This is a genomic window from Enemella dayhoffiae (genome assembly GCF_002250625.1).
In the GTDB taxonomy this organism is placed as follows: Bacteria; Actinomycetota; Actinomycetes; order Propionibacteriales; family Propionibacteriaceae; genus Enemella; species Enemella dayhoffiae.
In genome coordinates, this window is the sequence record NZ_NMVQ01000047.1 from 1 (window position 1) to 26,245 (window position 26,245).

Below are 26,245 nucleotides of genomic sequence, written 5' to 3' on the forward strand. Positions count from 1 at the left end.
CAATCGGGCACTACCGTGGGACATGAGAACCTCCGGGTTGGCGTGGGCCTTCGACAAGCCACATCCCATTCGGAGGTTCTCGTTCGTTCAACCAGGCTCGCCGCTACCAACGTCCTGGCCGGGTACAACTAGAGCCGTTTTACGAGCTGTGGGGAGCAGAGGCCGACACTGACGAGATCATCCCTACACGAGGATGCTCTACACCGACTTTTCACGGTTCGGCTGCCGACTTGAGTGGTCTTGCGGCGAGTCTGACCAGCTTGCTCGGCTCGCACCTTGGTTCGAGCGAACCTCTGTCCGGAACACACTTAATCTCGCTGCCGCATGGTGAGGCCGGGCCACTGCGGGCATTTATAGCTGCGGGTGGCGACGGTTCGCCGGCCGCAGTACCGAATGCATCAGATGGCGGATCTAAAGGGTCGAAAAAGGACGAGATCACAGGAGAGGCAAATGGCCCCCTCTGACGCACGGGACACTGCCGTCAAGCGCGGGCACATCAAGGAGTCAGTGCGCAACGCGTTGTGGGCGCGCACTGCTGGCCGTTGTACGATTTGTAACCGTCGCCTGCTTGGGGATCAGCGAACATATATGCATTCAGTTCTGTTGGCGGAACTGGCGCACAATATCGGAGCCACCGGCGGAGACGGATCGCCTCGGAGTAAAGATGCGGAGAATGTCGATGACACTGAGGCCGAGGAGAACTTGTTGCTTTTGTGTCATGACTGCCACAAGATCATTGACAACCCCGACCACATCGACTTCTTTCCACCCGAGAAACTGCGCCAAATCAAGGAGTCCTTCGAGAGGCGCGTCGAGATGGTCACAGAGAACGGCGGCCTCACTCGTACCGCCGCGCTCCGAGTTGGTTGCTTGATTCGCGGTTCACTCGCGATGGCCTCCCAACGGGAGATCGCCGAAACCCTCCTGGCAGTCAACTATCTCGGTCTCGTCGAGACACAGCGCAGTGGCGACTTCACCTGCCGGATCAACGGGTCTGCTGGTGGCCTCGGCTTCTGGGATGCTGCCCAGCAATCGATCAACGACACAATCGCCCAGGTCCGCCAAGCGGTCGATAGTGGCGACGTTGAGCACATCTCGGTCTTCGCCATCGCACCGGTGCCTCTTCTCATCTATCTGGGATGGCATCTCGACGACAAGACGCCGACACGGCTCTTCCAGAAGCACCGCGATCAGTTCATCGGTTGGTCCTGGAGCGACCAAGGCGATCCGGTCGAGTTCGACATCGTTGCCTCCGAACAGGACACCTCGGCCGAGGACGTCGCGCTTGTTTGCGCGCTGACGAGCGAGGTAGATCGCGCAGCTCTTCCGCCCGCCGTCGATGGCACACCGATCATTGAAGTAAGGCCGGCCGGAGTCTCGCCTGGGCCGAATCTGCTTTCGCATGAGCAGTCCCTAGCGAACTTTGCCGAGCAGTGGCGAGCCGCACTAGCGATGGCTGAAGCAAGTTTCCCTAGCGCGAAGCGATGGCACCTCATCGCCTCGGCGCCGGTCACCGCCTCGATAGAGGCCGGGCGTGCCCTCGTGCGGGACATTCATCCGCCCGTCATGCTCTACGAGCGCACCGATGCTGCCTACGAAGCGGTGCTCATCACCAACAAGTAGGAGCTTGAGGTCTTCCTGCCTTGCGCGCCGCCGCGGGGTTCCGCATGTCCCGGCTCCCGCGTACAGTGGATGCCGAGGCAGGTTCTCCTCGATTGCGGGTCCTTCGGGACAGCCCAGCGCGGGCGCTCATACACGTACTGCCTCCTCGACGGAGAGACACGTGTGACGAGAGGCCCGCCATGATCAGCCTCATCTGGACGCTCAGCGCCCACACCCGCTACTACCTGCGCCGCTACATGCCGACCAATCGGCTGCTCGACGCGATGCGCCGCCGACCCAACCTGGGGTGGGGCATCCCCGCGATGCTCCTCGCCGTGCCCTACCTGCTGATCGCGAGCATCTGCACCAACGCCCTCGCCGACGGTGCCCCAGGCTGGTTGCATCTAGCCGTGTTGTGGGCGGTGTGGAACGCGATGAAGTTCATCATCATGGGACCGGTCAGCCTCATCCTCCTGCTCCGCGCCCGTATCCGAGAGGCTGGTGCACGTCGCCGGGATCGAACACGTGAGACCCTGGGCCGGATTCCGCGCCAGGAGGAACCGACTACCTACGTCGCGGCGCGGTAGCCCTCGCCGGGACAGGCCTCACTTGATCGGTGTGCGTAGTCACGCTCGCGGCGGTCCGGAGGACGGCTGCGAACCAGCACGCCCTATCGGTGCGTTGGTTGTCCCTTCACGCGCCTGCCGGTCGCTCTAGAATTGAACCTGAGTAGCACGGTCGCTCCCGACTTCGCACTCGCGGCGAGGGAGGATGACGGTGACAGACGCGACGCCACATCAACGGGTAGACTCGCGCGACCTGCTCAGCGAGTGGGCGAACACCTCCGACGAGTGGGTCCGCTACATCGTGAGGCACGTCCTCAACGGCGGCGGGCCGCTCGGAAGCGAGGAGCAATCCGGAGCGTACGTCCTGTTTCGTCAGGAGAAGGCCATCGATACCCGCGAACTCCCCACGGAGGAGCCGCTGGTCACCCTCGAACGCGAGGATGAGGCGATCGAGCCGCTGACCCTTACCTCGCTCTCCGATGTCGTTGGTGTCAACGCCTTGGTAGAGGGCGGAGTCATCGAACCGCATGCCGGCCTGACGATCTTGTTCGGAGAGAACGGCACGGGCAAGACGGGGTACTCCCGCATCTTCAAAGCCCTCGCGGCGAGCCGCACTGCCGATGTGATCCTCGGCGACATCGAAGCGGCATCGCCGCAGCCCCAATCAGCACTTGTCGGCTACACGCTCGGCACTGAGACGAAGACGTACACCTGGACCGGACAACAGGGCGTCGCGCCCTTCACCAGGATGTCCATCTTCGACAGCCCTTCTGTCAGCTTCCACGTCGATGACGACCTTGAGTACGTCTACGTGCCAGCAGCCCTGGCACTGTTCAATCACGTCATCGCAGGCATCAAGTCGGTACAAGCCCACATCGACCAGGCCGTCGAAGACCGACGATCTGGGTCCACAGGGATTCTGTCTCGCTTCCCACGCACTGCCGCGGTTTACCCGCTCATCGAGACACTGGGAGCGTCCACTGATCTGGAACACCTGAGGTCGCTCGCCGACGCCGATCCCGACGTCGAGACCCGTATCGGCGACCTGCGCCGCACGGTCGCCGCGCTAGAGGCGGACACCATCAGCACTGAGATCAAGCTGCAACAGCGAGTCGAACGCGTCTTGACGCAAGCTTCCAACGCGGCCACCGTGATGGCTGACTTCAACGTGGAGGCATACGGCCGCGAACGCGACACCCTCCACGGACTTGAAGAGGACTACCGCGCCTTCCGAGCCGCCCTGTTCGAGGCAGCCGACCTGCCGGCCGAGCCCGACGACACCTGGAGCACGTTCATCGAGGCCGGCGAGGCATACCAAGCACATATCATCGCGGTCGGAGCACACGACGCCGATCGGTGCCTGTACTGCCGGCAGCCTCTGAACGAAGCGGCGCGATCGCTGATCGGCAAGTACTCCGAGTACCTCGAAGACAAGATCACCACTGACATCGCCGCTTCAAAGGCGCGGCTCCACGCAATTACAGAACCGGTCACCTCGATCCAGGTCAACGACGTCTCTACCTTCGCCGACGAGTACGCAGATACGGAGGACAAGCCCCACTTCCACGTTGAACTCGACCGGACCCTGAGCACCATCGCGGAGCTGTCCGAGCAGCTTCTCGCCGCTTCCGCCGTGAACACAGCGCTGACCGAACACGCCGGCACAGATGCGATAGCGCTCGGCTCGGCGTTGGAGGCCGCCAAGCGGGCCCTCGGTGAACTGAGGACACAGGCAGCCACACGGGCTGACACCTTGGCCGAGAAGAAGAAGGAGCTTGTCGAGCTAGAAGCCGCAGCAGAACTGACGAAGTCGTGGACGCTCATCGAGTCACACGTACGCGACGCCAAGCAGGCTGACCGGCTCACGCTGCTCGCCAAGCCCATGCCTGGGCTCCTGCGCGCTGTAACCGGGCTGGCCAAGACCGCAAGTGACCAGATGATCAACGAGAGCTTCGATGCGCTTTTCAACGAAGAGTGCGCGGCACTTCGCGCGCCCGCGCTACACGTGGAGTTCGTGGGCCGCCAGGGGCGCGCACAACGCCGCAAGATCCTCAGCGGGAAACACAAACCGTCCAAGGTGCTCTCCGAAGGAGAGCAGAAGGTCCTCGCAATAGCGGACTTCCTCGCCGAAGCGCGCCTCGCCGGAATCACCGCGCCGGTCATTTTCGATGATCCTGTCTCAAGCCTCGACCATCGCCGCATCAACGAAGTCGCGCAGCGCGTCGCGTCGCTCGCTGACACGACACAGGTCATCGTCTTCACCCACGACATCTTCTTCGCCAGCACGCTGCTTACGCTCATGGAAGAAACCAAGCGCTGCTCCTACTTCCAGATCACCGATGAAGAGGGCAAAGGAAAGGTCACCCGAGCGACAGGACCCCGCTGGGACAGCTTGAACAACATCAAGAAGAACATCAACGAGACCATCCAGGCAGCAAAGTCACAGGACGGCGATGCGCGGGCGGCACTGGTCCGCACGGGTTACGACTGGGTGCGCGCGTGGTGTGAGGTCTTCACCGAGACGGAACTACTCCAGGGCGTCACGCAGCGCTATCAACCCAACGTGCGCATGACCAACTTGCCCAAGATCAAGTCCGAAGCGCTTCCCGCTGCGATCGATACCGTCAACCGCATCTTCGAGGAAGCATGTCGGTACATCGACGGCCACTCACAACCCCTGCCTAGCCTCGGGGTCAGCCCTACACTCGCCGGACTCGAAGCCCACTGGGCCGAGCTGACCGAAGCGCGAACCGCATACAACGCGGCGACCCCGTAGGCCGTCTCAGCGACACCCCACCGCAGTGGTCGTTGATGCCGTGATCCTTCTGGCCAACATCCTCCGTCGCATCCAACCAACGACGTAGCCCCATGCCTCGGCATCTTGAGCACCGGATCGGGCGGACGATCGTCACATGAGCGACACTGAGCTTGCGTCAGCAGTGTTCACACACGTTGGCCGTATGGCGACGGTTGGCTCGTCAGAGCGGTGCATCTTCATAGTCGAAGAAGGCTGCCCTCGGCAGAATCTGCCTCTCGCGAAGGCTCTTCTTATCTGCGACACTCAAGCGCGCGACCTCCGCAGCGTCATTCCAGTTGTCGCTGATGGCCGACACGAGATGGCCAACGATGTCCCGAGCTTGTGCAGTGCTGAGCCCGTAGGTCTCCGACTCGCGTACCAGAGCCGCAAAGTTTGACACCTTCGCGCCGTGGTCGCCTCGCCCGAAAGCCATCGCCTGCTCGAATGTGTCTCCGGACCTTTGCCCGGGCGCGAGGTCGTAGGCAGGGGTCAGCTCCAAGTGCCTCCCGTCCCAGAATGCGGCGTGATTCCGGGCGTGGTCATCGTTGTTGCTGATTGCGATGTTCATCGCGATGCGTTGAAAAAGCTCAGGCCCGGGCTGAGCCGCATCCTTCGCGTACAGACGAAGCACATCGAGGATCTGCGGATAGGACACGTACCGCGCGTACATCTCGTCGGTCTGCGCCATCGTCAGACCGGATACCACGTGGCGTCGTCCTCCTGTGGCATCTCGGTCGAACCGCCGGACAAGAAGAACCTCTTTACCAAGAGACGACACGACCTTGCTCTCAGGAACGTTGATACCTGCCCTGCGCGCAAGCTCAAGCATCGCGCCTTCGGCGTTCACCACTGAGAACACGCGATCGTCTGATGACGCGAACTTCGCGAGCCACTGACTCCCATCGTCACTGGTGAGGGTCGCCTTCGGCCGTGCGCCTCCCAGGCTTGTACCATGTATCAGCGCGGCGTCGAGGCCTGCCGATAGTTCTCCGCCCTCGTCGAGGATGATGGCTGCCTTGTGCAGCTCATCGAGGGTCGCCGAGTCATCCCGCGGAACGTAGGTCTCGCGACTGGTTTGGAAGTCCAGTGCTCCGAAGCGATTCGAGCTGGAACTCAGCATGTAGTCGATTTCGCTGAGGGAGTTCGGTGTGGCACCTCGTCGGCGTTCGATGACACCCCGCCCCCACCTGTCGGGACTCCCGTCCCTGAGGACGCCCGCGATGGTCAATCCATCTGCCGGCTCCTGGATGCCGGGGCGCAGCGGAAGCTCCGGCGCGAACAGACTGATGGCATCCGGCCTCGATCGGTACCTCAGCGCGTAGATGAAAGTGAAGAGCGGCCCAGCCTGGTCCACCCTCCCGGCCAGGACGGGCTCGGTCTGGCCTGGCAGCCACGTCCAGACATAGAGCTCCTCAGAAGTCGTCATCGATGGTTCCTGCCTTCGACCGGCGAACACGGCTTGGGAGCAGAGCGAGCATCTCCTCGCCGCGTCGACGACGGATTGCGATCTCGGAGCGGTCTTCGATACCGAAGAGGGGGACGCCGACGAGGTCGGCCAGATCCATCATCGTGCCGACGGCGGTGCCACGGTGGCCGGCCTCTGCGGAGAGCACGGTCTGCTCCGAGACGTTCGCGCGGGCCGCGAGATCCTTAGCCGTCCAGGCGCGGTCGAGCCGACCGCGCCTGATGAGCTGTCCCCACACGCTGAGGGCGTCCTGCACGTGCGGTCGCAACGGGACAGTGCGCTTCGCCATCACTGACCTCCTTAAAACATATCCAGACGCCTCTAGAGATGTTTTATCATAGCAGTGACGTCGGCTCGTGAAGTGTCTCCGCGGTGCGGACCCGGTCTGCCGGGCGCCCCTCCGACCTGAGGCCGAGGCCCCCAGGGCGCCTTCACGCACGCGTCAAGCGCTCATGCAGGAGAAGGCCTGGCGCACATCAGGTCGCCGCTTGAACACGACGACCACTCGGGCGGATCGCGACCCCCTCGGCCGCAAGCGCACGGCGCACCGTCTGCTGGCTGACACCAAAGCGCAACCCCACCTCCATGAGCGTCAAGCCTTCGGAGTACAACTCGCCCGCTTCGGCGAGGTGCTGTTCATCCAGGCCTCGCGTGCGGATCGGGACTGACCGGCGGACAAGGTGGGCGGCCGCCGTGCGACGGTGCACGCCGAACCGTTCACCCAGTTCCACCAGTGTCGCGCCCGCCTCGTAGAGGGCCGCTAGCTCGTCCACCTGCGTCGGGCTCAGAAGGGTTTGAGTCATCCCAACTGCGCGCACCATCCGCCCTCGCAAGTCCACCACGGACGGCTCCAGCGGCCTCCGATCCCGTCGGTAGACTCCCCGCGACCTGCGAGAAGCCACCGTTTTCAAGGCCGAGCAAGGGTTCTCGAACTCTCTACGGAGGTCCACCATGCATCCATTTGGTCGAAGTTCCAACCCTGCCCCCCGTGATCGGTGGGCAGGGTTGGTGGTCCTGGTGCTGTCCTACCCCGGCGCGCCGGGGACGCTGCTGATCCGCGCGCTCTCCCGCATCCTGGGCACGTTGGTCGGACTGCTGCTCTTCATCCCCTTTGCGGGAAGACACCTGGGCCCGGTCGTCTTCGTCAGCGCACTCTGTGTGCTGTTGTGGTTCGTGGCGCGCTGGACCAGTCGGAACTACCTCATTGGCTCGGTGCTGATCACGCTGCTGACGTTGTTCATGTCCCTACCGCTGATGCCTGACCAGACGCCGCTGCAGCTGGCCTGTGACCGCGGCGTCGACACCGTCATCGCGGGCGTGATCGCCGTGGCGACGCTGTGGGCGTTGCGAGGCCGCTCTGCCCGCTCGCGGCGTTATCGGTGAGTCACGGCCGGTTCAGTGGCGACCCAGATTCCCGGCGCGCAGCGCGCCGACGATCAGCGGGAGCTGCCAGGGGAGCCGGGCCCACATGATCGCCCGGTACCACCCGGGGGCGCGTCGGTCCTCGGCCTGACGGACCATCTCGACGTTGGCCGGGAAGACGATGGCGTACAGGCCAGCACTGGCCAACCCGGCGATCGGTCGGGTGTTGCGGAACAGCAGGCCAACTCCCGTCGCGAGTTCCACCACCCCGGACGCGTGGGTCCAGAACCGCTTGTCCCCGGGCACCCAGTCGGGGATCACCTTGTCGAACTCGTCGGGCTTGATGAAGTGCAGGGCGCCGAGGGTGAGGTTGATGCCGGCGAGCAACCGGGGTCCGGGAATCACAGTAGCCATTGACCCAGTCTGCCCGACCCGGCCTGAGCGGCATCAGCTCCGATCGTCGGTACGCCGCAGCTGCGATCCCAGCTCGGCCAGCTCGCGGCGGAGCTCGCGTACCTCGTCGCGCAGGTCGCTCACCCGCTCCCGGGTGATCCGCTCCCGCTCCTCGTCGTCGGCGTCATCGGTCTGGTCGACCAGCCAGGACGCCAGCGTTGCGGTGATCGCGCCGACCAGCGCCATCCCGTTTATCATCAGACCGACCGCCACCACCCGGCCCGGCCAGGTCACCGTCCAGGTGGACTCCCCCATCCCGATCACCGTGCTCAGCGCCCACCACAGCGCCAGCGGGAAGCTGGTGATCCCGGTCTCGGGGGCGCCGCGTTCCAGGTCGAGCGCGCTCAGCGCACCGATGTAGGTGATCACCCCCGCGGCCAGAATCGCGTACACCAGGAAGCGTCCGCGCAGGATGTTGCCCGCGGCCCGCTGGAGGATCGAGACCAGGCTGACCAGCCGCAACAGCTGCAGCGGGCGCAGGGCCGGCAGCACCAGGAACGCGAACTCGTGCAGGTGGGTGAGGAACCAGCGCAGCTTCCGCGGCGCCAGCCGCAGGTTCATCACGAAGTCCACCGCGAACGCCAACCAGCACAGCCACAACGCCACCTGGCTGGCCGTGCGCGCCGGGCCCTGCAGGTTGGCCAGCACCTGCAGCGAATAGACCGCGATGAAGACGAGCGCAACGACAACCAACGGCCACTGGGCGAGCTGTCGCCACCTCTGCTGAGTCACGGGGGATCAGTCTAGGCGCTGCACCGTGGCGGTTACTGATCCGGACCCCGGCACGAGCTCCGGACGGAACGCCGGGATTTCGTAGCGTTTCTCCGTAGCCGACCCGAGGGGGACCCGTGACCACCCAGACAGCCTCACGCACGATCCTGGTCCAGGATCTGATCGATGCCGCCCCGATGACGGGCCGCCGTTGGGCGGTGATCGGGTTGTGTTCCTGATCGGCCTGGGCATGGGCGGGGCCACGCCGTCCCTGCTGGCGCTGACTGCTGAATACAGCCCCAACAACCGGCGTGGCACGTACATGACGCTGGTGCTGCTCGGCCTGCCCGGTGGTGCGCTGATCGGTGGCCTGGTGGCGGCCGCCTGGCTGCCGCTGGTCGGCTGGCGGGGAATCTTCCTGATCGGTGGCCTGCTGCCGGTGCTGCTGATTGTTGCGGCGTTCGAACTGCTTCCCGAGTCGCCAGGATTCCTTGCCAGCAAGGACCGAACCGGTGAGCAGACGGCGGCCCGCCGGGTGCTGCGGCGCGCCGCCGGGATCGAGGTTACCGACGGCGTACGCCTTGGCGTCGAGTCAAGTGAGGCGAACAACGGATCGGTGGCCAGCCTGTTCTCCCCGCGCTATCGGCTGGTGACCGTCGCCGTCTGGGCGGTGTACCTGTTCAACTGGATCGCCTGGTTCCTGCTGCTGCAGTGGATGCCGACCGCCATCGGACTCGGCTTCGCCGGATCCTCATGGGGGTTGGTTTTCGTACTGCTGGCCCCTGACCGGTTTCGGTTTCGGCGGACAGCAGCTGGTGCTCAACTACCTGATCGCAAACGCCTACCCGACCCAACTGCGGGCCACCGCGACCGGGTGGAGCATCGGGATCGGTCGGCTGGGTTCGATCATCGGTTCCGCCCTCGGCGGCTGGCTGCTGGCCAGCTTCGCCCCGCGTGGCTACTTCATCGCCCTGGCGGTGCCGCTGGTGGTCGCCGCGCTGGCCACCCTGCTGGTGCAGGCTCGGCGTACCGAACCGACGACCGGCGCAAACTGATCCAGACCTTCGCGCTCAGAAGCCGCGCTTCTTGTGCTCGGCGACGATCCGGATGTAGGGGGTCGCCCCGGGTTCCGTGAGGGTGGCGCCGATCCCTAGAGCTCGAGGATCCCCGGGCGGTTCCTTCCACCCACCCGTACGCTCGGCCATCGCTCGTCGCGGACCAGGGGGCGTACGCCGTCGGCGGTGACCAGGCAGATGTCCTCCACGTTGCCGCCATCGCCCGAGGGGTTCAAGGCGACCACCATGCCGGGCACCAGCTCGGTTGGATCATCCTTCCAGGCCGGGAACTCCCGCGGCTTCCAGCCGCTCAGCCGCCCTGGTGATGGCGTCGCCACTCATCGGGGCGAACCGGTTCCGGGCGTACTCCTCAGCGCCTGCGGTGACCACGTGGCCGAGCCGGGCACCGGGGACCGAGGCGTCCACGAACTCCCGCTCCACCTCAAGCAGCGCCGGATGCCGCGGCGCCGCCGGGTGCCGGCCGAACGACACCATCCGACTCACCGACGCCACCAGGGCATCCCGGCGCGCAGCACACCAGCAGGAACCTCTCGGTGCGCACCCGCCGAGTTACGGTGGTGACCATGACGTCATGGTCTTAACATCTAGTCGGCTCAAGCCGTTCGGGGTGGCCACCCACCTCGGCCCCGGCCTCGATCCGCCCGATTCCATGAGCATTGACCGGTGTGGCCCGGAAACCCGCTGCTTCTCGTCGGCACCCCACAACTGGAGGAGGATCAGGCGGTTGCGACCCGGGGCCGGGCCAGATGCCATGCACAGCGGGTCCCCTCCACCCCTCTCGCTCAGCCCCGCCCACCCGGACCTCCCACCTATATCACCCGACCCTCCGGGCAACCCGCGCATGGGGTACGCGGGACAGTTGACCCATAAGCGGGAGCAGCACGGGAAGCGGATCAGGCCAATCCCGCTGACACCCGCAGTCGGTCCCGCAGTTCGGCCTGCGTACGACACAGCAGCTGAGTCGACTTGGCCCGCTTGAGATAGAGCTGGATGTCGTGCTCCCAGGTGATCCCGATGCCACCGTGCAACTGAATGGCCTCGGCCGCCACCTCGAACAGTGTGTCCGCGGCGACCAGCCGGGCCAGGGTGGCGGCCGTCTGCAACTCGGACGCGTTTCCTTCCGACACCAGCACGACGGCGCGCTCCGCCGTGGCGTACGCCCCCCGGATCGCCACCACGAGATCGGCGCACCGGTGCTTGAGTGCCTGGAACGATCCGAGCGGTCGACCGAATTGCTCGCGTACGCTCAGGTGGGCGACTGTCAGTTCCAGGGCACGGACGGCGGCACCGGCCGCCTCAACCGCCTGCGCGACCAGTCGTACCGAATCCAGCCGCTGCGCCAGTTCCGCATCACCGAGGCGGTGCGTCCCGCCCCCACTCAGGTCAATCTCGGCCAACTGGCGGGTGGGGTCGAGGGCCGCCGTCGGCCGCGCCCGGACGTCCTCGATCAGCATCACCTCGTCCGCGTTCACCGCCAGGACCAGATCCACCGCGTCCCCGTGCGGCACGAAGCGCAACCGGTCGGACCCCGGTTCCTGGCGGGCGAGCGCACAGGTCGCTCCCTCGCCCAGCCGGGACAGCACCTCCTCCGCATCGGCATCGCCCAGCACCAGACCTGCCACCAGGGTGTCCCCGACCGGGCCCGGGACCAGACGGCGGCCCAGTTCGTGCCACACCACCGCACACTCGGTCGCCCCCAGTTCCAATCCACCCGCGGATTCCGGGAGGGCCAGGGCGGTGAACCCGAGTTCGGCGAGCTCACCGGTCAGCTTCTGGTCGAACCCCATGGTCGAGTCGATCGCCCGGCGTACGGCGCCTGGGTCGGCCCGCTTGTCCAACAGCGACACCAGCGTGCTGCGGATGTCGGCGCATTCCCCGCTGTCGTTCAGATCGATGATCATCGCGGCTCCCTCGGCAGGCCGAGCAGCCGCTCGGCGAGGATGTTGCGCTGGATCTCGTCCGAGCCGCCATAGATGGTGTCGGCCCGGGTGAACAGGAAGAGCCGTTGCGCGTCGGTCAACCGCACGTCATGATCTTCCTGCTCGGTGTCCGGCGATGCGTCAGGGGGTGCGCCCTGTTCGGCGAGCAGTGCCGATTCTCCCTGGACGTCGACGGCCAGTTCACCGAGGTCGCGGTGCCAACCGGACCACTGCAGCTTGGAAACCGACGCCTCCAGGCCGGGTGCCTGGTCACGGGACAGCTCACCCACCGCGGTCGCCCGCATCACTTGGAGCCCGACCCAGGCGTCGAGCAGCCGCTCACGCAGCCGGGAGTCCTCGATCCGTCGGGTGCTGCGGGCGGTGTCGATCACCTCCTCGAGCTCCCGGGCGAAACCGATCTGCTGCCCCAGGGTGGCCACCCCGCGCTCGAACCCGAGCGTGCCCATCGCGACGCGCCAGCCGTCACCCTCCTCGCCGACCCGGTCCTTGACCGACGCCTCGGCGTCGTCGAAGAAGACCTCGTTGAACTCGCTGGTGCCGGTCAGCTGACGGATCGGCCGCACGTCGACGCCGGGCTGCTGCATCGGGACCAACAGGTAGCTCAATCCCTTGTGTCGTTTGGATTCCGGATCGGTCCGCGCCACCAGGAAGCACCAATGCGCCAAGTGGGCCAGCGAGGTCCAGATCTTCTGGCCGGTGATCCGATAGCGATCGCCCTCGCGGCGGGCCCGTGTCTGCACCCCGGCCAGGTCCGATCCGGCTCCGGGCTCCGAATAGCCCTGACACCACAGTGTTTCCCCCGACAGTATGCCCGGAAGAAAGCGCTCCTGCTGCTCGGGGGTGCCGTAGGCGAGCAGGGTCGGACCGACGAGCTTCTCGGCCATGTGGTTGAGCCGTCCCGGCGCGTTGGCCCGGGCGTACTCCTCGTGGAAGATCACCTGCTGGGACGCCGTCGCCCCGCGTCCGCCGGACTGCACGGGCCAGCCGATCCCGACCCAACCCCCGGCCCCGAGTTCGCGTTCCCAGGCGAGCCGTTCGGTGACCAGTTCATGTTCGCTGCCCGGACCACCGACGCCGATCAGTCGGGAGTTGTCACCGGTCAGGTGCTCGGCCAGCCACTCGCGGATCTCGGTGCGGAACTCCTCATCGGTGCCGGACACCGGCCGCCCGGGGGTCAGGCCGCTCATCCGGCGCTGCCATAGACCGGTGTCGGGGGTTCGGCGGAGGCGACCAGGCGGCCAACGACCTCGTCCAGCTCGGCCGGCTCGAACCGACGACCCAGGTCGATCGCCTGCCCGTGCCGCCAGCCGTCGGCGATGGAGAGGCGCCCACCCTCGGCCTCGAACATCAGCCCGGTGACGGTGGCGCGCTCACTGGCCAACCAGGCCACCACCGGCGAGACGTTAGCGGGGTCCATCGCGTCGAATCCGGATTCGGGCCGGGCCATCATCTCCGCGAACACCTGCTCGGTCATCGGCGTGCGGGCCGACGGCGCGATCGAGTTCACCAGGACGCCGTACCGTCCCCACTCAGTGCCGGCCACGATCCCGAGTGCCGCGATTGCGGCCTTGGCGGCCGCATAGTTGCCCTGCCCCACGCTGCCCATCAGCCCTGCTCCCGACGACGTGTTCACCACCCGCGCGGCCCGCGGCCGGCCGGCCTTGGCCTCTGCGCGCCAGTAGTCGATGGCGTGCCGCATCGGCACGAAGTGCCCCTTGAGGTTGACCCGGAGCACGTCGTCCCATTCTCGTTCGGACATCGTGGCCAGCATCCGGTCCCGGTTGATGCCCGCGTTGTTCACCACGGCGTCAAGAGCGCCGAAGGTCTGCACCGCGGTCCGCACCAGTTCTGCCCCGAACTCCCAGTCGGAGACGTCACCTGGGCAAGCGACCGCCTCACCACCCGCGGCGCGGATCTGGGACACCGTCTCGGCGGCGCTGCCCCCCATGTCGTTGACCACGACCCGGCTGCCCTGGCGGGCGAGTTCCAAGGCGTGGGCACGGCCCAACCCCTGACCCGCTCCGGTCACCACGGTGACCCGACCCGCACAGATCGGCACCCCTGCGTCTCCCGCTGATTCCACGGCAACTGTGTTCACGGCAACAGGGAACCACAGCGACAGTTGACAAGCAAGCATTTGCTTGGGATCCTTTTCGGCACCGGCGCCGACTGCACTGGTACTGCGGCGAGGTGCCGACCAAGTGTTAGGTTGGCCGGACCCCAGCGAGATCCAGAAGGGTGGGGCAGGCATGAAGAAGGACCGACGCGGAGAGATCCTCGACATCGCGGCCGAGTTGTTCGCGGTTCGCGGAGTGGCGGGCACCACCGTGCGCGAGATCGCTGACCGGGTGGGGATTCTCTCGGGAAGTCTCTATCACCACTTCGATTCCAAGGACGCCATCGTCCAGGAGATCGTGCTCGACTACCTCGCCGACATTGAGCAGCGCTACCACGCCGCCGCCGCCGCCGCCGACGACTCGGCAACCGAGCTGGCGCTGCTCATCCAGGCCTCCCTCGAGGCCTCGGTGGCCCGCCCGCACGCCACCGAGCTGTACCAGAACAACCACGCCTACTTCGCCTCGCTGCCCAAGGCGTCCGAGATCCAGGCGGCCGCCGCCCGGGTGCAGAAGGTGTGGCTGGACACCATCAACGCCGGGGTCGCCGCCGGGGTGTTCCGCGACGACATCCCGCCGGCCGTGTTCTACCGGATGATCCGGGATGCGGTCTGGCTCTCCGTCCGCTGGTACAACCCCAAGGGCCGGTTCAGCACCCGTCAGATGGCCGATGCCTGCACCAAGTTGTTCCTCGAGGGATTCCTCAACCGGGCCTGAGGCCCTTCCGCTCCGATCATGGAGGTCTGCGTCACCCTGCCACCGCGATTGGAGCTTGCCGAGGTTCCGGCGTACGCCAGGTGGCTGGAGTCGCTGGGCGTACCCATCCTGCACGTCGCGGAAACCATCCACGACTCGTTCCTGGTCGCCCTGCTGGCCCTGCAGGCCACCACGCGCTCGATCGTCCGAACCTCCATGACGGTGGCGTTTCCGCGCAGTCCGATGGTGGTGGCGTACGCTGCCCGCGACCTCCTCGCCCTTGCTCCGGGCCGGTTCCAATTGGGGTTGGCAAGTCAGGTGCGGGGCAATGTGGTGGACCGCTTCTCGGCTGCCTGGGATCGGCCGGTGCCGCAGTTGGAGGACTATCTCGCGGCGGTGCGTGCGGCCTTCGCCGCCTTTGCCGGCGCCCCCCTGCAACATCACGGCACGCACTACCGGCTGACCCGGATGCAGCCCTATTTCCGACCCGATCCCGTCGAAACGCCACCGCTGTGGACCGGGGCGGTGGGTGCGAGGATGTGCCGTCTGGCCGGTCGCGCCGCCGACGGGTTGGTGGTGCACCCGACCGCCTCCCACCCGCTGCTGTTGCGCCAGCGGGTCTGGCCCGCGGTACGCCGCGGAGCCGAGGAGAGGACGGTGCCGGGCACCCGTCCGCGGATCATCGCCAACCCCTTCCTGGTCACGGGTTCCGGGGATCTGCATGATCGCGCCGAGGAGGTGCGCCGCGAGCTCGGCTTCCTGCTCAGCACCCCTGCGTATCGCGGTGTGCTGGACGTCCTCGACGAGGGCGAACGGGCCGATCAACTGGCCGCCGCCGCAGCGGATCGGGACTGGGATCGGGTGCACGGTCTGCTGGATCGCGAACTGCTTGCCCGGATCGTCCCGATCGCGCCTCTGGAGGAACTGCCGGGGCTGCTCGGCGAAGGCTACGGACGCCTGGTGGACGGACTGATCATGCCGCCGCCGGAACCAAGCGATGAGGCTCGATTCTCCACTCTGATGGACAATCTCGGCGCTCTGGACCTCTCCCCCGGCGACGATCCGGGCCAGCCGCTCGGCTGAACCCGATTCAGAGGCAGACTTCGATCCTGCGCCCACCCCGCAGCTGCACCATCTCGCGGATGATCGCACCGTAGTCCAGCGGTTCCCCGGCGGGCAGCCCGTCCGCCTCAGCGTACGCCCGGTGCAGGTTGCCGACGATCCGTTCAGTGTCGGTCCAGCCGGCGAAACGGCCCAGGTCGGCGGAACGGGCGGTCTCCAACGGGGAGAGGCCACGCCGGCGACCGTCGGCGGCAAGTCGCTGCAGCCAGCGAAGGTGTTCCAGGACATCCTCGATCAACTCGGGACCACCAACCGGTCCGTGCCCCGGGACCAGGACCGAAGCACCGAGGGGCCGCAATTGCTCGACGAGGCAGCGTTCCAACCCGGACAGGGATCCCATCAACACGAAGGGCGTCCCACCGGAGAAGATCAGGTCACCGGTGATCAGCACCCCCTCATCGGCCAAGTGCACGTAGCTGTCGTCGGCGGTGTGCGCGACCTCACCCACGCTGTTCACCTGGCAGGGGACCTCGCCTGCCCACACGGTGAGCTCGTCGGTGAAGCAGATCGTCGGCGGGGACAACTCGATCTCGCCGAAATCGAACGGGGTGTAGGACGGGCGACCCTCCGGCCCCGGTGGCTCGCCGGCGGCAAGAATCCCGCGCCGGGTGCGGTGCTGACCGACGATCGCCGCCTCGGGGAAGAGAAAGTTGCCGTAGCTGTGATCACCGTGATGGTGGGTGGTGATGATCGTGCGGACCTGGTGCCCGAACTTCTCCTCGATCGCGGCACGGTAGCGGCGCGTACGCGGGACACTGGCCAGGGTGTCCACCGCAACAAGCTGCGCTCCGTCGGCCACGATGGCGGCATTGTTGACGAACCAGCTCCCATCGGGTTGGATCCAAGCCCAGCAGTGCTCGGAAACCCTGTTCCAGTAGGGTTCGGCGGCAGTCATCGAAGCTCCGACGGCAGTCGGACCGGATCGGTGCCAGCGACGATGCGGTTCCGTGTCGCGCCCAGCACCCCGCCCTCCAGCTCGACCACGTCACCGGGCTGCAACCAGCGTTCGAAGCGTGGGCCGGTGTGCCGCTCCCCCAGCCGATCAAGCTCCAGCAGGCAACCGGTCGGCACCGTGCCGGTGGCGATCACGTCTCCGTGCTGGAGTTCCACCCCACGGGAGCAGTAGGCGATCACCTCACCCACGGTGAAGTCCTGATCCGCGAGATTGCCGCCCCCCATCACCACGCCGTTCAGGGAGACCGAGACCGGCAGGTCCCATCCCACCCGGGTACGCCGGTCGGCCAGTTCGTCGACTGTGAGCAGCCACGGGCCCAAGGTGGTGGCCCCGTCCTTGCCCTTGCCCGGACCGAGACCGGCGGGCATCATCTCCAGCTGCAGGTCGCGGGCACTCCAGTCGCAGAACAGCAGCACTCCTGCGACGTGATCGATCGCCCGCTCCGGATGCAGGTCCCGACCGGGACGCCCGATCACCACGGCGACCTCGAGCTCATAGTCGAACTGGCCGCACCCCGGCGACACCTGCACGTCCTCGCTCGCCCCCGTCACACTGGCCGGGGCCCCGAAATAGAACTGCGGCACCCGACCCCAGATCTCGGGCACCTCGCCGCCGAGCCGGGCCCGACAGTTGGCGATGTGCCCCAGGTGCCCGACGCAGTCCCGCAGCGACGGCGGCACCAGCGGGGCGAGGGGGCGAAGCTCGGACCAGGGCAGCGCGTGCTCCTCCGAATCGGCCAGCCGGTCCCCGGTCGCCGCCAACTCACCGGTGGCCAGGAGCTCGACCAGGGTCGTCGGGCCCTCCAACAGGTGCGCCCGATCCCCGATCAGCACGCCGGTTCGCGGACCGGCGTCGGTCGCGCAGCGAATCCACCGCATCAGGGGGTGCCTTCGAGAGGATGCACCAGGTGGCAGGCCACGGCTCCGCTGCCGTCACTCCGGGGCAGTGTCTGGGGCAGCCGCTGCGAACAGACCGGCATCGCATCTGGGCAGCGGGTCACAAAGGGGCACCCCGGCGGCGGGTTGGTGGGATCGGGCAAATCACCGCTGAGGCGTACCCGACGTCGTTGCGCCTGGCGCCGAGGGTTGGCCACGAGGGCCGCCGACAGCAGGGCGCGGGTGTAGGGGTGCTGCGGGTCCTCGAACAACTGGGCGGTGGGTGCCTGCTCCACGATGCGCCCGAGGTACATCACCGCGACCCGATCGGCGATGTGGCGCACCACCCCCAGATCGTGGGAGATGAACAGCAGGCTGATCTCGTGTTCGACCGAGAGCCGCTCCAGCAGCCTCAGCACCTGGTTCTGACTGGACACATCGAGCGCCGATACCGGCTCATCGGCCACCACGAGCTCGGGTCGGACCGCGATCGCCCGGGCGATGGCGATCCGCTGCCGCTGCCCACCGGAGAACTCGTGCGGATAGCGTTCGGCGTGCTCGGCCCGCAGGCCCACCTCCTCAAGCAATTGCGCGGCCCTGGCCTGCTGCTCCCTGCGGCCGATCCGGTCGTGAACCTGGAGCGGTTCGACGATCGACTCCCACACCTGCTGGGCGGGGTTGAGTGAGGAATAGGGATCCTGGAACACCATCTGCGCGCCGCGGCGGGCAAGGCGCAGGTCCCGCCCGCGCAGGGTCATTAGCTCTTGCCCGGCCAGGCGTACGCTCCCACTCGCCTGCGGGAGCAGCCGGAGCAGGGCTCGCGCCGTGGTCGACTTGCCCGATCCGGATTCGCCGACGATGGCCAGCGTCTCGCCACGGGCGATCTCGAGGTTCAGCTCACGCACCGCGTGCAGTCGTCGACCGCGCGACAGGCGGAAGGTGACCGAGAGATCCCGTACCTGCAACAGCGGTTCGCCCGACGGGCCGGGCCCCGCGGTGGTGGCCTGGGCAGTCATTCGCAACCCTCCAACAACAACTCGCCCAGCCGGGCGCAGCGGCTGGGGTGCTCGCTCGGCCCGCGCAACTGCACCGGTTCGGCGCACACCTCGGCGGCATAGCCGCAGCGCGGCTGGAACCGGCACCCGGCCGGCATCGCCCCGGGTGCCGGCGGGGTCCCGGGGATCACGTGCAGCTCGGTGCGGTCGGTGATGCTCGGCCGCGAGCGCATCAGCCCCTCGGTATAGGGGTGACGCGGGGACTCAAACAGCTCGAGGGTGCTGGCCCGCTCAACGACCTGCCCGGCGTACATCACCACGACTCGCTCGCAGATGTCGGCGACCACGCCCAGGTCGTGGGTGACGAACAGCACCGCCAGTCCCAGCTCGTCGGACAGCTCGCGGATCAGGTCGAGCACCTGCGCCTGGATAGTCACATCGAGCGCCGTCGTCGGCTCGTCGGCGATCAGCAGTTTCGGGTCACCGGCCAGCGCCATCGCCAGCATCACCCGCTGCCGCATCCCGCCGGAGAACTGGTGCGGATAGTCCCCGACCCGCTCCCGCGGGCGCGGAATCCCCACCAGATCAAGCAATTCGACTGCGCGGTCGCGGGCCTGCCGCCGCGGCACCCGCGCGTGGTTGCGGATCGCCTCGCCGATCTGGTCCCCGATGCTGAACGCCGGGTTCAGGCTGGTCATCGGCTCCTGGAAGACCATCCCGATGTCGCCGCCGCGCACCGCGCGGAGCTGATCCCCCGAGAGGGACAGCAGGTTCTGCCCGTCCAGTCTGATCTCGCCGGCGGCCACGCGGGTGGAGCGGCGGGGCAGCAGCTGCAGCACCGACTGACAGGTCACCGTCTTTCCCGACCCGGACTCGCCGACGAGACCGACCCGTTCCCCGCGATCCACGTCCAGGCTGACATCCTGGACCACCGGCACCCAGCCGTGAGCCGTCGCCACCTCGACCGTCAGCCGGTCGATCTCGAGCAGGCTCATCGGGCACCTCCGCCGCGTTCCTCACGACCGAGCGAGTCCCGCGTACCATCGCCCAGCAGGTTGCACACGAGCACGCTGAGGATGATCGTGACCGCGGGCAGCAGCACCGGCCAGGTGGTGTAGAACCACGACGCGCGGCCGTCGTTCAGCATCCGCCCCCAGCTGGGCGCCGGCGGGCGTACGCCGAGACCGAGGTAGCTGAGGGACGCCTCGGCAAGGATCGCGAACCCGGTGGCCAGCGAAATCTGCACGATGATGGGTGACAGCACATTGGGCAGCACGTGTCGACGCAGGATCTGAACCGTCGGGGTCCCGATGCTGTGGGCCGCCTCGATGTAGGTCGCCTCCCGGACCGACAGCACCGATGCCCGCACGATGCGGAAGAAGCGCGGGGCGAAGACGAGTCCGATGGCACCCATCGCGTTGCGCAGGTTGGGCCCCATCACACCCACGATCGCCATCGCCAGCAGCAGGGGTGGGAAGGTGAGCAGCGCGTCCGCCAGCCGGGAGAGGATCGAATCCAACCAGCCACCGACATAGCCGGAGAGCAGTCCGGTCGGTACGCCGAGCACGATTCCCACCCCCACGGCGATTCCCGCCGCCTGCACTGCCACCCTGGCACCGTGCAGCAGCTGGGACAGCAGATCCCGCCCGAGGTGGTCGGTACCCAGCAGGTGACCGGGGCTGAACGGGCCGAGGCGGCGCGCGTTGATGTCCTGCAGCAGCGGATCCGCGGGCGCGATCCACGGGCCGATGATGCCGATCACCAGCAGCAGGAGGACGCCCGCGGCCGCGACCACGTTGATCGGATGGGCGCGGAATCTGCGCCAGAAGCGCGACAGCGGCGATTCGTGGCGATGGGCCCGTTGTTCCTGAACCGCCATCACGACCTCCTGATCCGGGGGTCCAGCCATCCGTAGGAGAGGTCGACCAACAGGCTGCAGAGCAACGTGATGACCGCGGTGAACACCACCATGGCCTGGATGGTCGGGACGTCGCGACCGAGCACCGCATTCACCGCCAGGTCGCCGAGTCCCTTGATTCCGAACACCGACTCCACCACGGCCGAGCCCCCCAGCAGGTAACCCACCTGGAGCCCCATCAGGGTCACCACCGGCAGCATTGCGTTCTTCAACGCGTGCTTCCAGGTGACGACGTGCCGGTTAGACCCCTTCGCGACGGCGGTCCGGATGTAGTCCTGTTTGAACGCATCCTCCAGTCCGGCCCGCAGCTGTCGGGCGATCTCCGCACCCGAGATGACCGCCAGGGCCAGTCCGGGCAGCAGCAGATGCTGCAACCAGGGCAGGAAACCCTGAGCCAGCGGCGCATAACCGGTGGCGGGGAAGATCCGCATCCGCATGGCCAGGAAACCGACCAGCAGCAGGCCCAGCACGAAGTTCGGGGTGGCGAGCCCAAGAGTGGACAGCACCGTCGCCACCCGGTCGGGCAACCGCCCGGCGTACCGGCCGGCGATGATGCCCAACGGGACACCGATCAGCGCCGCCAGGGCGAGCGCCATCAGCGTCAGCGACAGGGTGACCGGCAGCCGCTCCACCAGCAACCTGGCGACCGGAACGTTGAAGGTGAAGCTGTTGCCGAGATCCCCGGTCAGCAGTCCCGACACGAACTGGCCGTACTGGACGTACCACGGCTGGTCCAGTCCCAGCTCGGCCGCGATCTGGGCCACCCGTTCGGGGGTGGCCTGATCCCCGGCGATGGTCGAGGCCGGGTCACCGGGGATCAGGAAGATCAGCGCGAACGCGGCGAGCGTGGTCAGCAAGAGCAACGGGATCAGCGCCAGCAGCCGCTTCCCGATCATCCACCACATGTCGCCCCGCTCCTCAGCACGTCAGCGAGTGACGCCGACGTCACGCCACTCGTCCCCCACCAGGAACGGCTCGTACCCCGCCACCTTGTTGGAGTAGACGCTGCCCAGGTTGTACTGGGCCAGCGGCACGATCAGCGCGTTCTCCATCACCAGCTTGGACGCCTTGCCGATCAGCGCGGTGCGCTGGGCGTTGTCGGTGGTGGAGTTGGCCTGGTCGATCGCCTCCCGCAGGCCCGCCGGCTCGCTCTTCGAGGGGTTGGTCGGGGACTCCTTGGCGAACCAGGCCTCGAGGGTCTGGGTCGGGTCGGGACGTCCCACGTGGGCGGTGACGATGGCGTCCGCCTCGCCGCGGAAGAAGGCCGGCGACACCTCGGTACCCGACAGCGGACGGAGGTTCATGGTGACGCCGATCTTCGCCAGCCGGGCCTTGATGATCTCGGCCTGGGTCATGTAGACGGGCTGGTTCAGCACGACCGCCTCGAAGGTGAACCCGTTCGGCACCCCGCCCTTGGCGAGCAGTTCCTTGGCCTTGTCGAGGTTGGGCTCGTACATCTCCTTCAGCGACGGGTCGTGACCGAAGTAGCCCTTCGGGAACATCTGGCTGCCGGCCTCACCCTGACCCTCGAGGGCGCCCTTCACGATCTCGTTACGGTCGATGGCATAGAAGATCGCCTGCCGCACCTCCAGCTTGCCGAACTCACTGCGCCTCTGGTTGAAGTTCATGATGTAGGTGTTCAGCGACGGCCGCACCTTCACCTGCAGCCCCTGCTGCTTGGCCGGTTCGATGATGTTGGTGGCCGTGATCCCGACGTCCAACTGGCTGGACTGGATCGCGTTGAGCCGGGTCTGCGGGTCGACCATGATGTCCCAGGTCATCTTCTTGACCTTCGGGGTGCCCTTCTTCCAGTAGCCCGCGTTGGCCTCGAGCTCGTATTTCGCGCCCGGCTGCTGGGAGACGAGCTTGAACGGACCGGCCCCGACCGGGGTGGTCTTCAGGCTCTCCGGGTTGGCCATCGCCTTGGGGCTGACCAGCATCCCCGGCAGGTCGGACAACACCAGCGGCAGCGCCCCACCGGGACGGTTCAGTTGCAGCTCCACGGTGCTCTCATCCGGTGTGTTGACCGCCGTCACCAACGCGAGCAGATTGGCGGTGATCGAGTCCTTTTCCTTGGCTCGTTCGAGATTCTTCTTCGCCGCCGCCGCGTTGACGGGCTCGCCGTCGGTGAAGGTGGCCCCGCTGCGCAGTTTCAGAGTGAGCTTCTTCGTGTCCTGGCTGAGCTGCCACGACTCGGCCAGACCGGGGATCGCCTTGCCCTCGGCGTCGCGACGCACCAGCGGCTCGTAGACGTTGTTGAGCAGGATCACATCGGAGGTGACCTTGGTCTTGTGCGGATCCCAGCTGCTCGTCCCGTAGGTGGTCGAGTAGCGCAGGGTGGCATTCGGGTCGATATCGGCCGGGTTGGCCGGACTGGACTGCCCCCCACCACCGCCACACGCGGTGACGGCGATCGCCAGCACTGCCGCCAGCCCGATGAGCTTGGTGCGAACCATTGGACACGCTCCTTGAAGTACGTCGTTGAACTTCCCTGCGAACCGGTGGGGCCGGCCGGTCGCGCACAGTGCGACGAACGTACGACACCCCACCCGAACAATCAAGTGCTTGCTTGGTTTTGGCTTCGATTCGTTGCCTTACCGACGGACGGTGTACGCCCGGGGCGCGGCAGCCCGAGCACCCGCTCGGCCAGCACGTTCAACAGCACCTGGGTGGTGCCGCCGGCAATGCTCAGGGCGCGCGAGGAGAGGAAACCGCGGATCTCGGCCTCCGCGGTGCACCCGCGTACGCCCCGGGCGTCCAGGCACGCCTCGCGCAGCTCCTGGTCCAGGCGTACGCCGATCAGTTTCTGCACCGTTGCCAACCCGGCCACGGGAGCATCCGACATCAGCGCACCGGCCAGGCGCCGTTCGCCGGCCGCCTTGACCAGACTGGCCGCCACTAGGCCACCGAGCCGGGCGACGGAGACCTCGCCCGGGTCGGCGAGCAATTCCTCCAATCGCTGCGACAGCGCGGGACGACTGCCCATCGCGATCCGCTCCCCGGCCAGGGTGGCGGTGGCGACGCGCCAGCCATCACCGGGACTGCCGACCACTCGCTCGTCGGGCACGGGGGCACCGTCCAGGAACACCTCGTTGAACAGCGCCTCTCCGGTCGCCTCGCGCAGCGGACGCACCTCGACACCCGGCCCCTGCATGTCGATCACCAGCACACTCAGCCCGCGGTGCCGCGCCGCCGTCGGGTCGGTGCGGACCAGGGCCAGCCCCCAGCGCGCCTCGCGGGCCAGGGAGGTCCACACCTTCTGCCCGCTGACCAGCCAGCCATCCTCGGTGCGTTCGGCGCGGGTGCGGACCGAGGCGAGGTCGGACCCGGCCCCCGGTTCACTGAACAACTGGCACCACGTCTCCTCACCCCGCAGGCCCGGTGGTATCAGCCGACGTTGCAGTTCCGGCGTCCCGTGCTCGGCCACCACGCCGAGGGTCCAACCGGCGATGACCAGGTCGGGCAGCTCGACTCCCCGTTCGGCCAACCGGGCCGCGACTGTGGCGGCCGTCACCGGGTCCGCCGACCGCCCCCAAGGAGCGGGCCACTCCGGGCGCAGCAGTCCCTCGCGCACCAGGGATTCGCGTTGCTCGGACGGCGCCACCTCGGCGACCCGGGTGACCGCCGCAGCAAGCTCATCGGGGAGGTGACCGACCACGGTCGGCGGCACTCGCCGCTCGCCCGCCCGGCTGCTGTCCGCGAGTTGTCGCACCAATCGCTCACCCGGGTCGAGCAGCAACTGCCACGCCTTGGTCCGACGCAGGGCCAGGTGGGCCGGGTGCTCAAAGGTGTAACCGATCCCGCCGAGCGCCTGGATCAGGTCCTTGGTCACCCGCACGGCGGCGGGCAGCCCGACCGCGGCCGCCGCGGCCACCGCCAATCGGGCCTGGTCTGCGCCGGCGGCCAACCCGTCCAACGCCTCGTACGCCGCAGAGGTCACCTCCTCGGTCGTCAGGTACATGCCCGCGACCAGGTGGGAAACCCCTTGGAAGGTGCCGATCGGGGCACCGAACTGTTCCCTGGTGCGGGCGTGCGCGGAGGCGGTGTCGGTGGCCCAGCGACACACCCCGGCCAGGTCGGCCAGGGCCAGGGTGATACCGAGCTGGCGTACCCGCTCGGGGTCGAGTGCCACGCGCTGGGCGGCATCGGTTCCTGGCGCCTCGCCCCAGTGTCCGGCCAACTCCAGCGCCGACACAGCCGCACCCGGGCCGGGGCACAGACCGGTCTGCGCCCCGTCGAGGACCAGCAGCAGGTCGGCACCGGCGACCCCGGGCGCACAGCCGCCCGCGCTCACCACGGCCCCGCGCACCGTGCCCTCGGCGAGCCCGGCCAGCTCCTCCACGCGGCCTGCGTCGAGCAGCGCCGCGATGCACCACAGGTGGGCCAGCCAGGCGGTCGGGGCCAACTGCTCGCCGAGCGCGGCGACCACCGCGGCGACGTCGACGAGGCCTCCCCCGGTGCCACCCTGCGGCTCGGGCACGCCCACCCCGAACACCCCGAGCCCGGCCAGCTCGCGCCAACGATCGGTTCCGGTCCCCGGGGATTGGATGGCCGCCACCTGCTCGGCGACCAAGTCACGGTCGCGGGCCCACTCAACCACCAGGGCCACGAGTTCGCGCTGGTCCGCGGTCCGGGCGAGGGTCATCCCCGCACCTCAAACGCGGCCTCGATGGCGTCCTTGGCCGAGAAGGTGGGGCGAGGCTCGGCGTACCAGTCCATCGCGGAGGCGACCGCGGAGACGTCCCAGCCACGCTCGGGGGCGGCGAAGGTGGCGGCGACCGGCGGCGGGGCCATCACCGCGATCCGTCCGGAGTGCACCACGAACACCTGGCCGGTGACCGCGTCACTGTCGGGCCGTGCCAACCAGGCCACCAGCGGGGTGACCTGCTCGGTCCCGAACGGGTCGGCATGCCCGGAGTCCGGTGCGGCGAACATGCCGTCGGTCATCGGCGTGCGGGCCCGGGGACAGATCGCGTTGGCCCGGACGCCGTAGCGCTCACACCCGCGGGCGGTGGACACGGTCAATCCGATGATGCCCGCCTTCGCGGCAACGTAGTTCGGCTGTCCGGCGGCCCCCATCAACCCGGCCTCGGAGGCGGTGTTGATGATGCGGGCCTGCGGCGTGCCGCCCTGCTTGGCCAGGTTGCGCCAGTGTTCGGTGGCCAACCGGGTGAGCACGAAGGTGCCTCGCAGGTGCACCCGGATCACCGAGTCCCATTCGGCCTCCGACATCGCGAACACCATCCGGTCACGCAGGATGCCGGCGTTGTTGACCAGCACGTCGAGTTGTCCGAGCCCGTCGCGGGCGGCCTCGAGCAGGCGTACGCCCGTCTCCCACTCCGCCACGTCCCCGGCCACGGCCAGCGCCCGGCCGCCGACGGCCTCGACCTGGGAAACCGTTTCCTGCAAGAGATCCTCGGACAGGTCGTTGACCACCACGGCCACCCCGTCGCGGGCGAGCTCGATCGCCTCCGCCCGTCCGAGACCGTCACCGGCCCCCGTGATGATCGCCACCCGATCCGACTCCGCCATCTCTGCCTCCGCCATCGAAATACCAACCAAGCGCTCGCTTGTTTGCCACTTGAAGATGTTCTACGG

26 protein-coding genes are annotated in these 26,245 nt (G+C 67.5%); 7 read left to right on the forward strand and 19 right to left on the reverse strand.

Annotated features, from left to right (window positions below):
* Window positions 1-450: 450 nt before the first annotated feature.
* The 3 genes from CGZ93_RS17340 (at window position 451) to CGZ93_RS17350 (ending at window position 4,944) form a co-directional block, all read left to right on the forward strand.
* Window positions 451-1,623 carry an SAVED domain-containing protein gene (locus tag CGZ93_RS17340; protein WP_094365413.1) on the forward strand — a complete coding sequence of 391 codons (1,173 nt, stop codon included), beginning with the start codon at window positions 451-453 and terminating at the stop codon, window positions 1,621-1,623.
* Window positions 1,624-1,802: 179 nt separating this feature from the next.
* Window positions 1,803-2,189: a sulfate permease gene (locus CGZ93_RS17345; protein WP_094365414.1), complete on the forward strand. Its 387-nt coding sequence runs from the start codon at window positions 1,803-1,805 to the stop codon at window positions 2,187-2,189.
* A 190-nt stretch (window positions 2,190-2,379) separates the two neighbouring features.
* On the forward strand, window positions 2,380-4,944 hold the full coding sequence (locus CGZ93_RS17350; RefSeq protein ID WP_094365415.1) for an AAA family ATPase: 2,565 nt from the start codon (window positions 2,380-2,382) through the stop codon (window positions 4,942-4,944).
* A 202-nt stretch (window positions 4,945-5,146) separates the two neighbouring features.
* Here the strand turns inward: CGZ93_RS17350 and CGZ93_RS17355 are convergent, their stop codons facing one another.
* The 3 genes from CGZ93_RS17355 to CGZ93_RS17365 form a co-directional block, all read right to left on the reverse strand.
* The gene (locus tag CGZ93_RS17355; RefSeq protein WP_094365416.1) at window positions 5,147-6,391 is read right to left on the reverse strand and encodes a type II toxin-antitoxin system HipA family toxin; all 1,245 of its coding nucleotides are present in this window, start codon (window positions 6,389-6,391) and stop codon (window positions 5,147-5,149) included.
* Window positions 6,378-6,719, reverse strand: coding sequence for a helix-turn-helix transcriptional regulator (locus tag CGZ93_RS17360; protein WP_094365417.1), 342 nt, complete (start codon window positions 6,717-6,719; stop codon window positions 6,378-6,380). The genes CGZ93_RS17355 and CGZ93_RS17360 overlap by 14 nt, the downstream gene beginning before the upstream one ends.
* Before the next feature lie 187 nt (window positions 6,720-6,906).
* Window positions 6,907-7,233 (reverse strand): helix-turn-helix domain-containing protein, encoded by a 327-nt coding sequence (locus tag CGZ93_RS17365; protein ID WP_094365418.1) that lies wholly within the window; start codon window positions 7,231-7,233, stop codon window positions 6,907-6,909.
* A gap of 148 nt (window positions 7,234-7,381) precedes the next feature.
* Here CGZ93_RS17365 and CGZ93_RS17370 point away from each other — a divergent pair, with 148 nt between their 5' ends.
* Window positions 7,382-7,813 carry an FUSC family protein gene (locus tag CGZ93_RS17370; RefSeq protein ID WP_094365419.1) on the forward strand — a complete coding sequence of 144 codons (432 nt, stop codon included), beginning with the start codon at window positions 7,382-7,384 and terminating at the stop codon, window positions 7,811-7,813.
* A 12-nt stretch (window positions 7,814-7,825) separates the two neighbouring features.
* Here CGZ93_RS17370 and CGZ93_RS17375 read toward each other — a convergent pair whose 3' ends face one another.
* Complete coding sequence (locus CGZ93_RS17375) at window positions 7,826-8,206, reverse strand: DoxX family protein (RefSeq protein ID WP_094365420.1); 381 nt, start codon at window positions 8,204-8,206, stop codon at window positions 7,826-7,828.
* A 33-nt stretch (window positions 8,207-8,239) separates the two neighbouring features.
* Window positions 8,240-8,977, reverse strand: coding sequence for an ion channel (locus CGZ93_RS17380; protein ID WP_094365421.1), 738 nt, complete (start codon window positions 8,975-8,977; stop codon window positions 8,240-8,242).
* A 208-nt stretch (window positions 8,978-9,185) separates the two neighbouring features.
* Between CGZ93_RS17380 and CGZ93_RS20200 the strand changes: the two genes are divergently transcribed.
* Window positions 9,186-10,091 carry an MFS transporter gene (locus tag CGZ93_RS20200; protein WP_094365422.1) on the forward strand — a complete coding sequence of 302 codons (906 nt, stop codon included), beginning with the start codon at window positions 9,186-9,188 and terminating at the stop codon, window positions 10,089-10,091.
* A 15-nt stretch (window positions 10,092-10,106) separates the two neighbouring features.
* On the opposite strand, the gene CGZ93_RS19115 is transcribed toward CGZ93_RS20200, so the two are convergent.
* The 5 genes from CGZ93_RS19115 to CGZ93_RS17405 all read right to left on the reverse strand — a co-directional run bounded on the left by CGZ93_RS19115 (window position 10,107) and on the right by CGZ93_RS17405 (window position 14,070).
* On the reverse strand, window positions 10,107-10,259 hold the full coding sequence (locus CGZ93_RS19115) for a hypothetical protein (RefSeq protein ID WP_176451828.1): 153 nt from the start codon (window positions 10,257-10,259) through the stop codon (window positions 10,107-10,109).
* 22 nt (window positions 10,260-10,281) lie between these two features.
* A complete protein-coding gene (locus CGZ93_RS17390) occupies window positions 10,282-10,524 on the reverse strand; it encodes a hypothetical protein (protein ID WP_141211269.1) in 243 nt (80 codons plus the stop codon).
* Window positions 10,525-10,925: 401 nt separating this feature from the next.
* The gene (locus tag CGZ93_RS17395) at window positions 10,926-11,933 is read right to left on the reverse strand and encodes an acyl-CoA dehydrogenase family protein (RefSeq protein WP_094365424.1); all 1,008 of its coding nucleotides are present in this window, start codon (window positions 11,931-11,933) and stop codon (window positions 10,926-10,928) included.
* Window positions 11,930-13,159, reverse strand: a complete 1,230-nt coding sequence (locus CGZ93_RS17400) for an acyl-CoA dehydrogenase family protein (protein ID WP_094365425.1) — start codon at window positions 13,157-13,159, stop codon at window positions 11,930-11,932. Before CGZ93_RS17400 ends, CGZ93_RS17395 begins: the two co-directional genes overlap by 4 nt.
* Window positions 13,156-14,070, reverse strand: a complete 915-nt coding sequence (locus CGZ93_RS17405; protein ID WP_229117559.1) for an SDR family oxidoreductase — start codon at window positions 14,068-14,070, stop codon at window positions 13,156-13,158. Before CGZ93_RS17405 ends, CGZ93_RS17400 begins: the two co-directional genes overlap by 4 nt.
* 151 nt (window positions 14,071-14,221) lie before the next feature.
* Here CGZ93_RS17405 and CGZ93_RS17410 point away from each other — a divergent pair, with 151 nt between their 5' ends.
* Both CGZ93_RS17410 and CGZ93_RS17415 read left to right on the forward strand, forming a co-directional pair.
* Window positions 14,222-14,803 (forward strand): TetR/AcrR family transcriptional regulator, encoded by a 582-nt coding sequence (locus tag CGZ93_RS17410; RefSeq protein WP_094365427.1) that lies wholly within the window; start codon window positions 14,222-14,224, stop codon window positions 14,801-14,803.
* Between the two features lie 18 nt (window positions 14,804-14,821).
* Window positions 14,822-15,865: an LLM class flavin-dependent oxidoreductase gene (locus CGZ93_RS17415; protein WP_094365428.1), complete on the forward strand. Its 1,044-nt coding sequence runs from the start codon at window positions 14,822-14,824 to the stop codon at window positions 15,863-15,865.
* Between the two features lie 7 nt (window positions 15,866-15,872).
* Here the strand turns inward: CGZ93_RS17415 and CGZ93_RS17420 are convergent, their stop codons facing one another.
* The 9 genes from CGZ93_RS17420 to CGZ93_RS17460 form a co-directional block, all read right to left on the reverse strand.
* Complete coding sequence (locus CGZ93_RS17420; protein WP_094365429.1) at window positions 15,873-16,799, reverse strand: MBL fold metallo-hydrolase; 927 nt, start codon at window positions 16,797-16,799, stop codon at window positions 15,873-15,875.
* On the reverse strand, window positions 16,796-17,737 hold the full coding sequence (locus CGZ93_RS17425) for a fumarylacetoacetate hydrolase family protein (RefSeq protein WP_094365430.1): 942 nt from the start codon (window positions 17,735-17,737) through the stop codon (window positions 16,796-16,798). The genes CGZ93_RS17420 and CGZ93_RS17425 overlap by 4 nt, the downstream gene beginning before the upstream one ends.
* The gene (locus CGZ93_RS17430; RefSeq protein WP_094365431.1) at window positions 17,737-18,750 is read right to left on the reverse strand and encodes an ABC transporter ATP-binding protein; all 1,014 of its coding nucleotides are present in this window, start codon (window positions 18,748-18,750) and stop codon (window positions 17,737-17,739) included. The genes CGZ93_RS17425 and CGZ93_RS17430 overlap by 1 nt, the downstream gene beginning before the upstream one ends.
* Window positions 18,747-19,724: an ABC transporter ATP-binding protein gene (locus CGZ93_RS17435; RefSeq protein WP_094365432.1), complete on the reverse strand. Its 978-nt coding sequence runs from the start codon at window positions 19,722-19,724 to the stop codon at window positions 18,747-18,749. The genes CGZ93_RS17430 and CGZ93_RS17435 overlap by 4 nt, the downstream gene beginning before the upstream one ends.
* A complete protein-coding gene (locus CGZ93_RS17440; protein WP_094365433.1) occupies window positions 19,721-20,608 on the reverse strand; it encodes an ABC transporter permease in 888 nt (295 codons plus the stop codon). The genes CGZ93_RS17435 and CGZ93_RS17440 overlap by 4 nt, the downstream gene beginning before the upstream one ends.
* Window positions 20,608-21,552, reverse strand: a complete 945-nt coding sequence (locus tag CGZ93_RS17445; protein ID WP_094365434.1) for an ABC transporter permease — start codon at window positions 21,550-21,552, stop codon at window positions 20,608-20,610. The genes CGZ93_RS17440 and CGZ93_RS17445 overlap by 1 nt, the downstream gene beginning before the upstream one ends.
* Window positions 21,553-21,573: 21 nt before the next feature.
* The gene (locus tag CGZ93_RS17450) at window positions 21,574-23,103 is read right to left on the reverse strand and encodes an ABC transporter substrate-binding protein (protein ID WP_094365435.1); all 1,530 of its coding nucleotides are present in this window, start codon (window positions 23,101-23,103) and stop codon (window positions 21,574-21,576) included.
* A gap of 101 nt (window positions 23,104-23,204) precedes the next feature.
* Window positions 23,205-25,292: an acyl-CoA dehydrogenase gene (locus CGZ93_RS17455; RefSeq protein ID WP_094365436.1), complete on the reverse strand. Its 2,088-nt coding sequence runs from the start codon at window positions 25,290-25,292 to the stop codon at window positions 23,205-23,207.
* Window positions 25,289-26,194, reverse strand: coding sequence for an SDR family NAD(P)-dependent oxidoreductase (locus CGZ93_RS17460; RefSeq protein ID WP_229117560.1), 906 nt, complete (start codon window positions 26,192-26,194; stop codon window positions 25,289-25,291). The genes CGZ93_RS17455 and CGZ93_RS17460 overlap by 4 nt, the downstream gene beginning before the upstream one ends.
* Window positions 26,195-26,245: the final 51 nt, after the last annotated feature.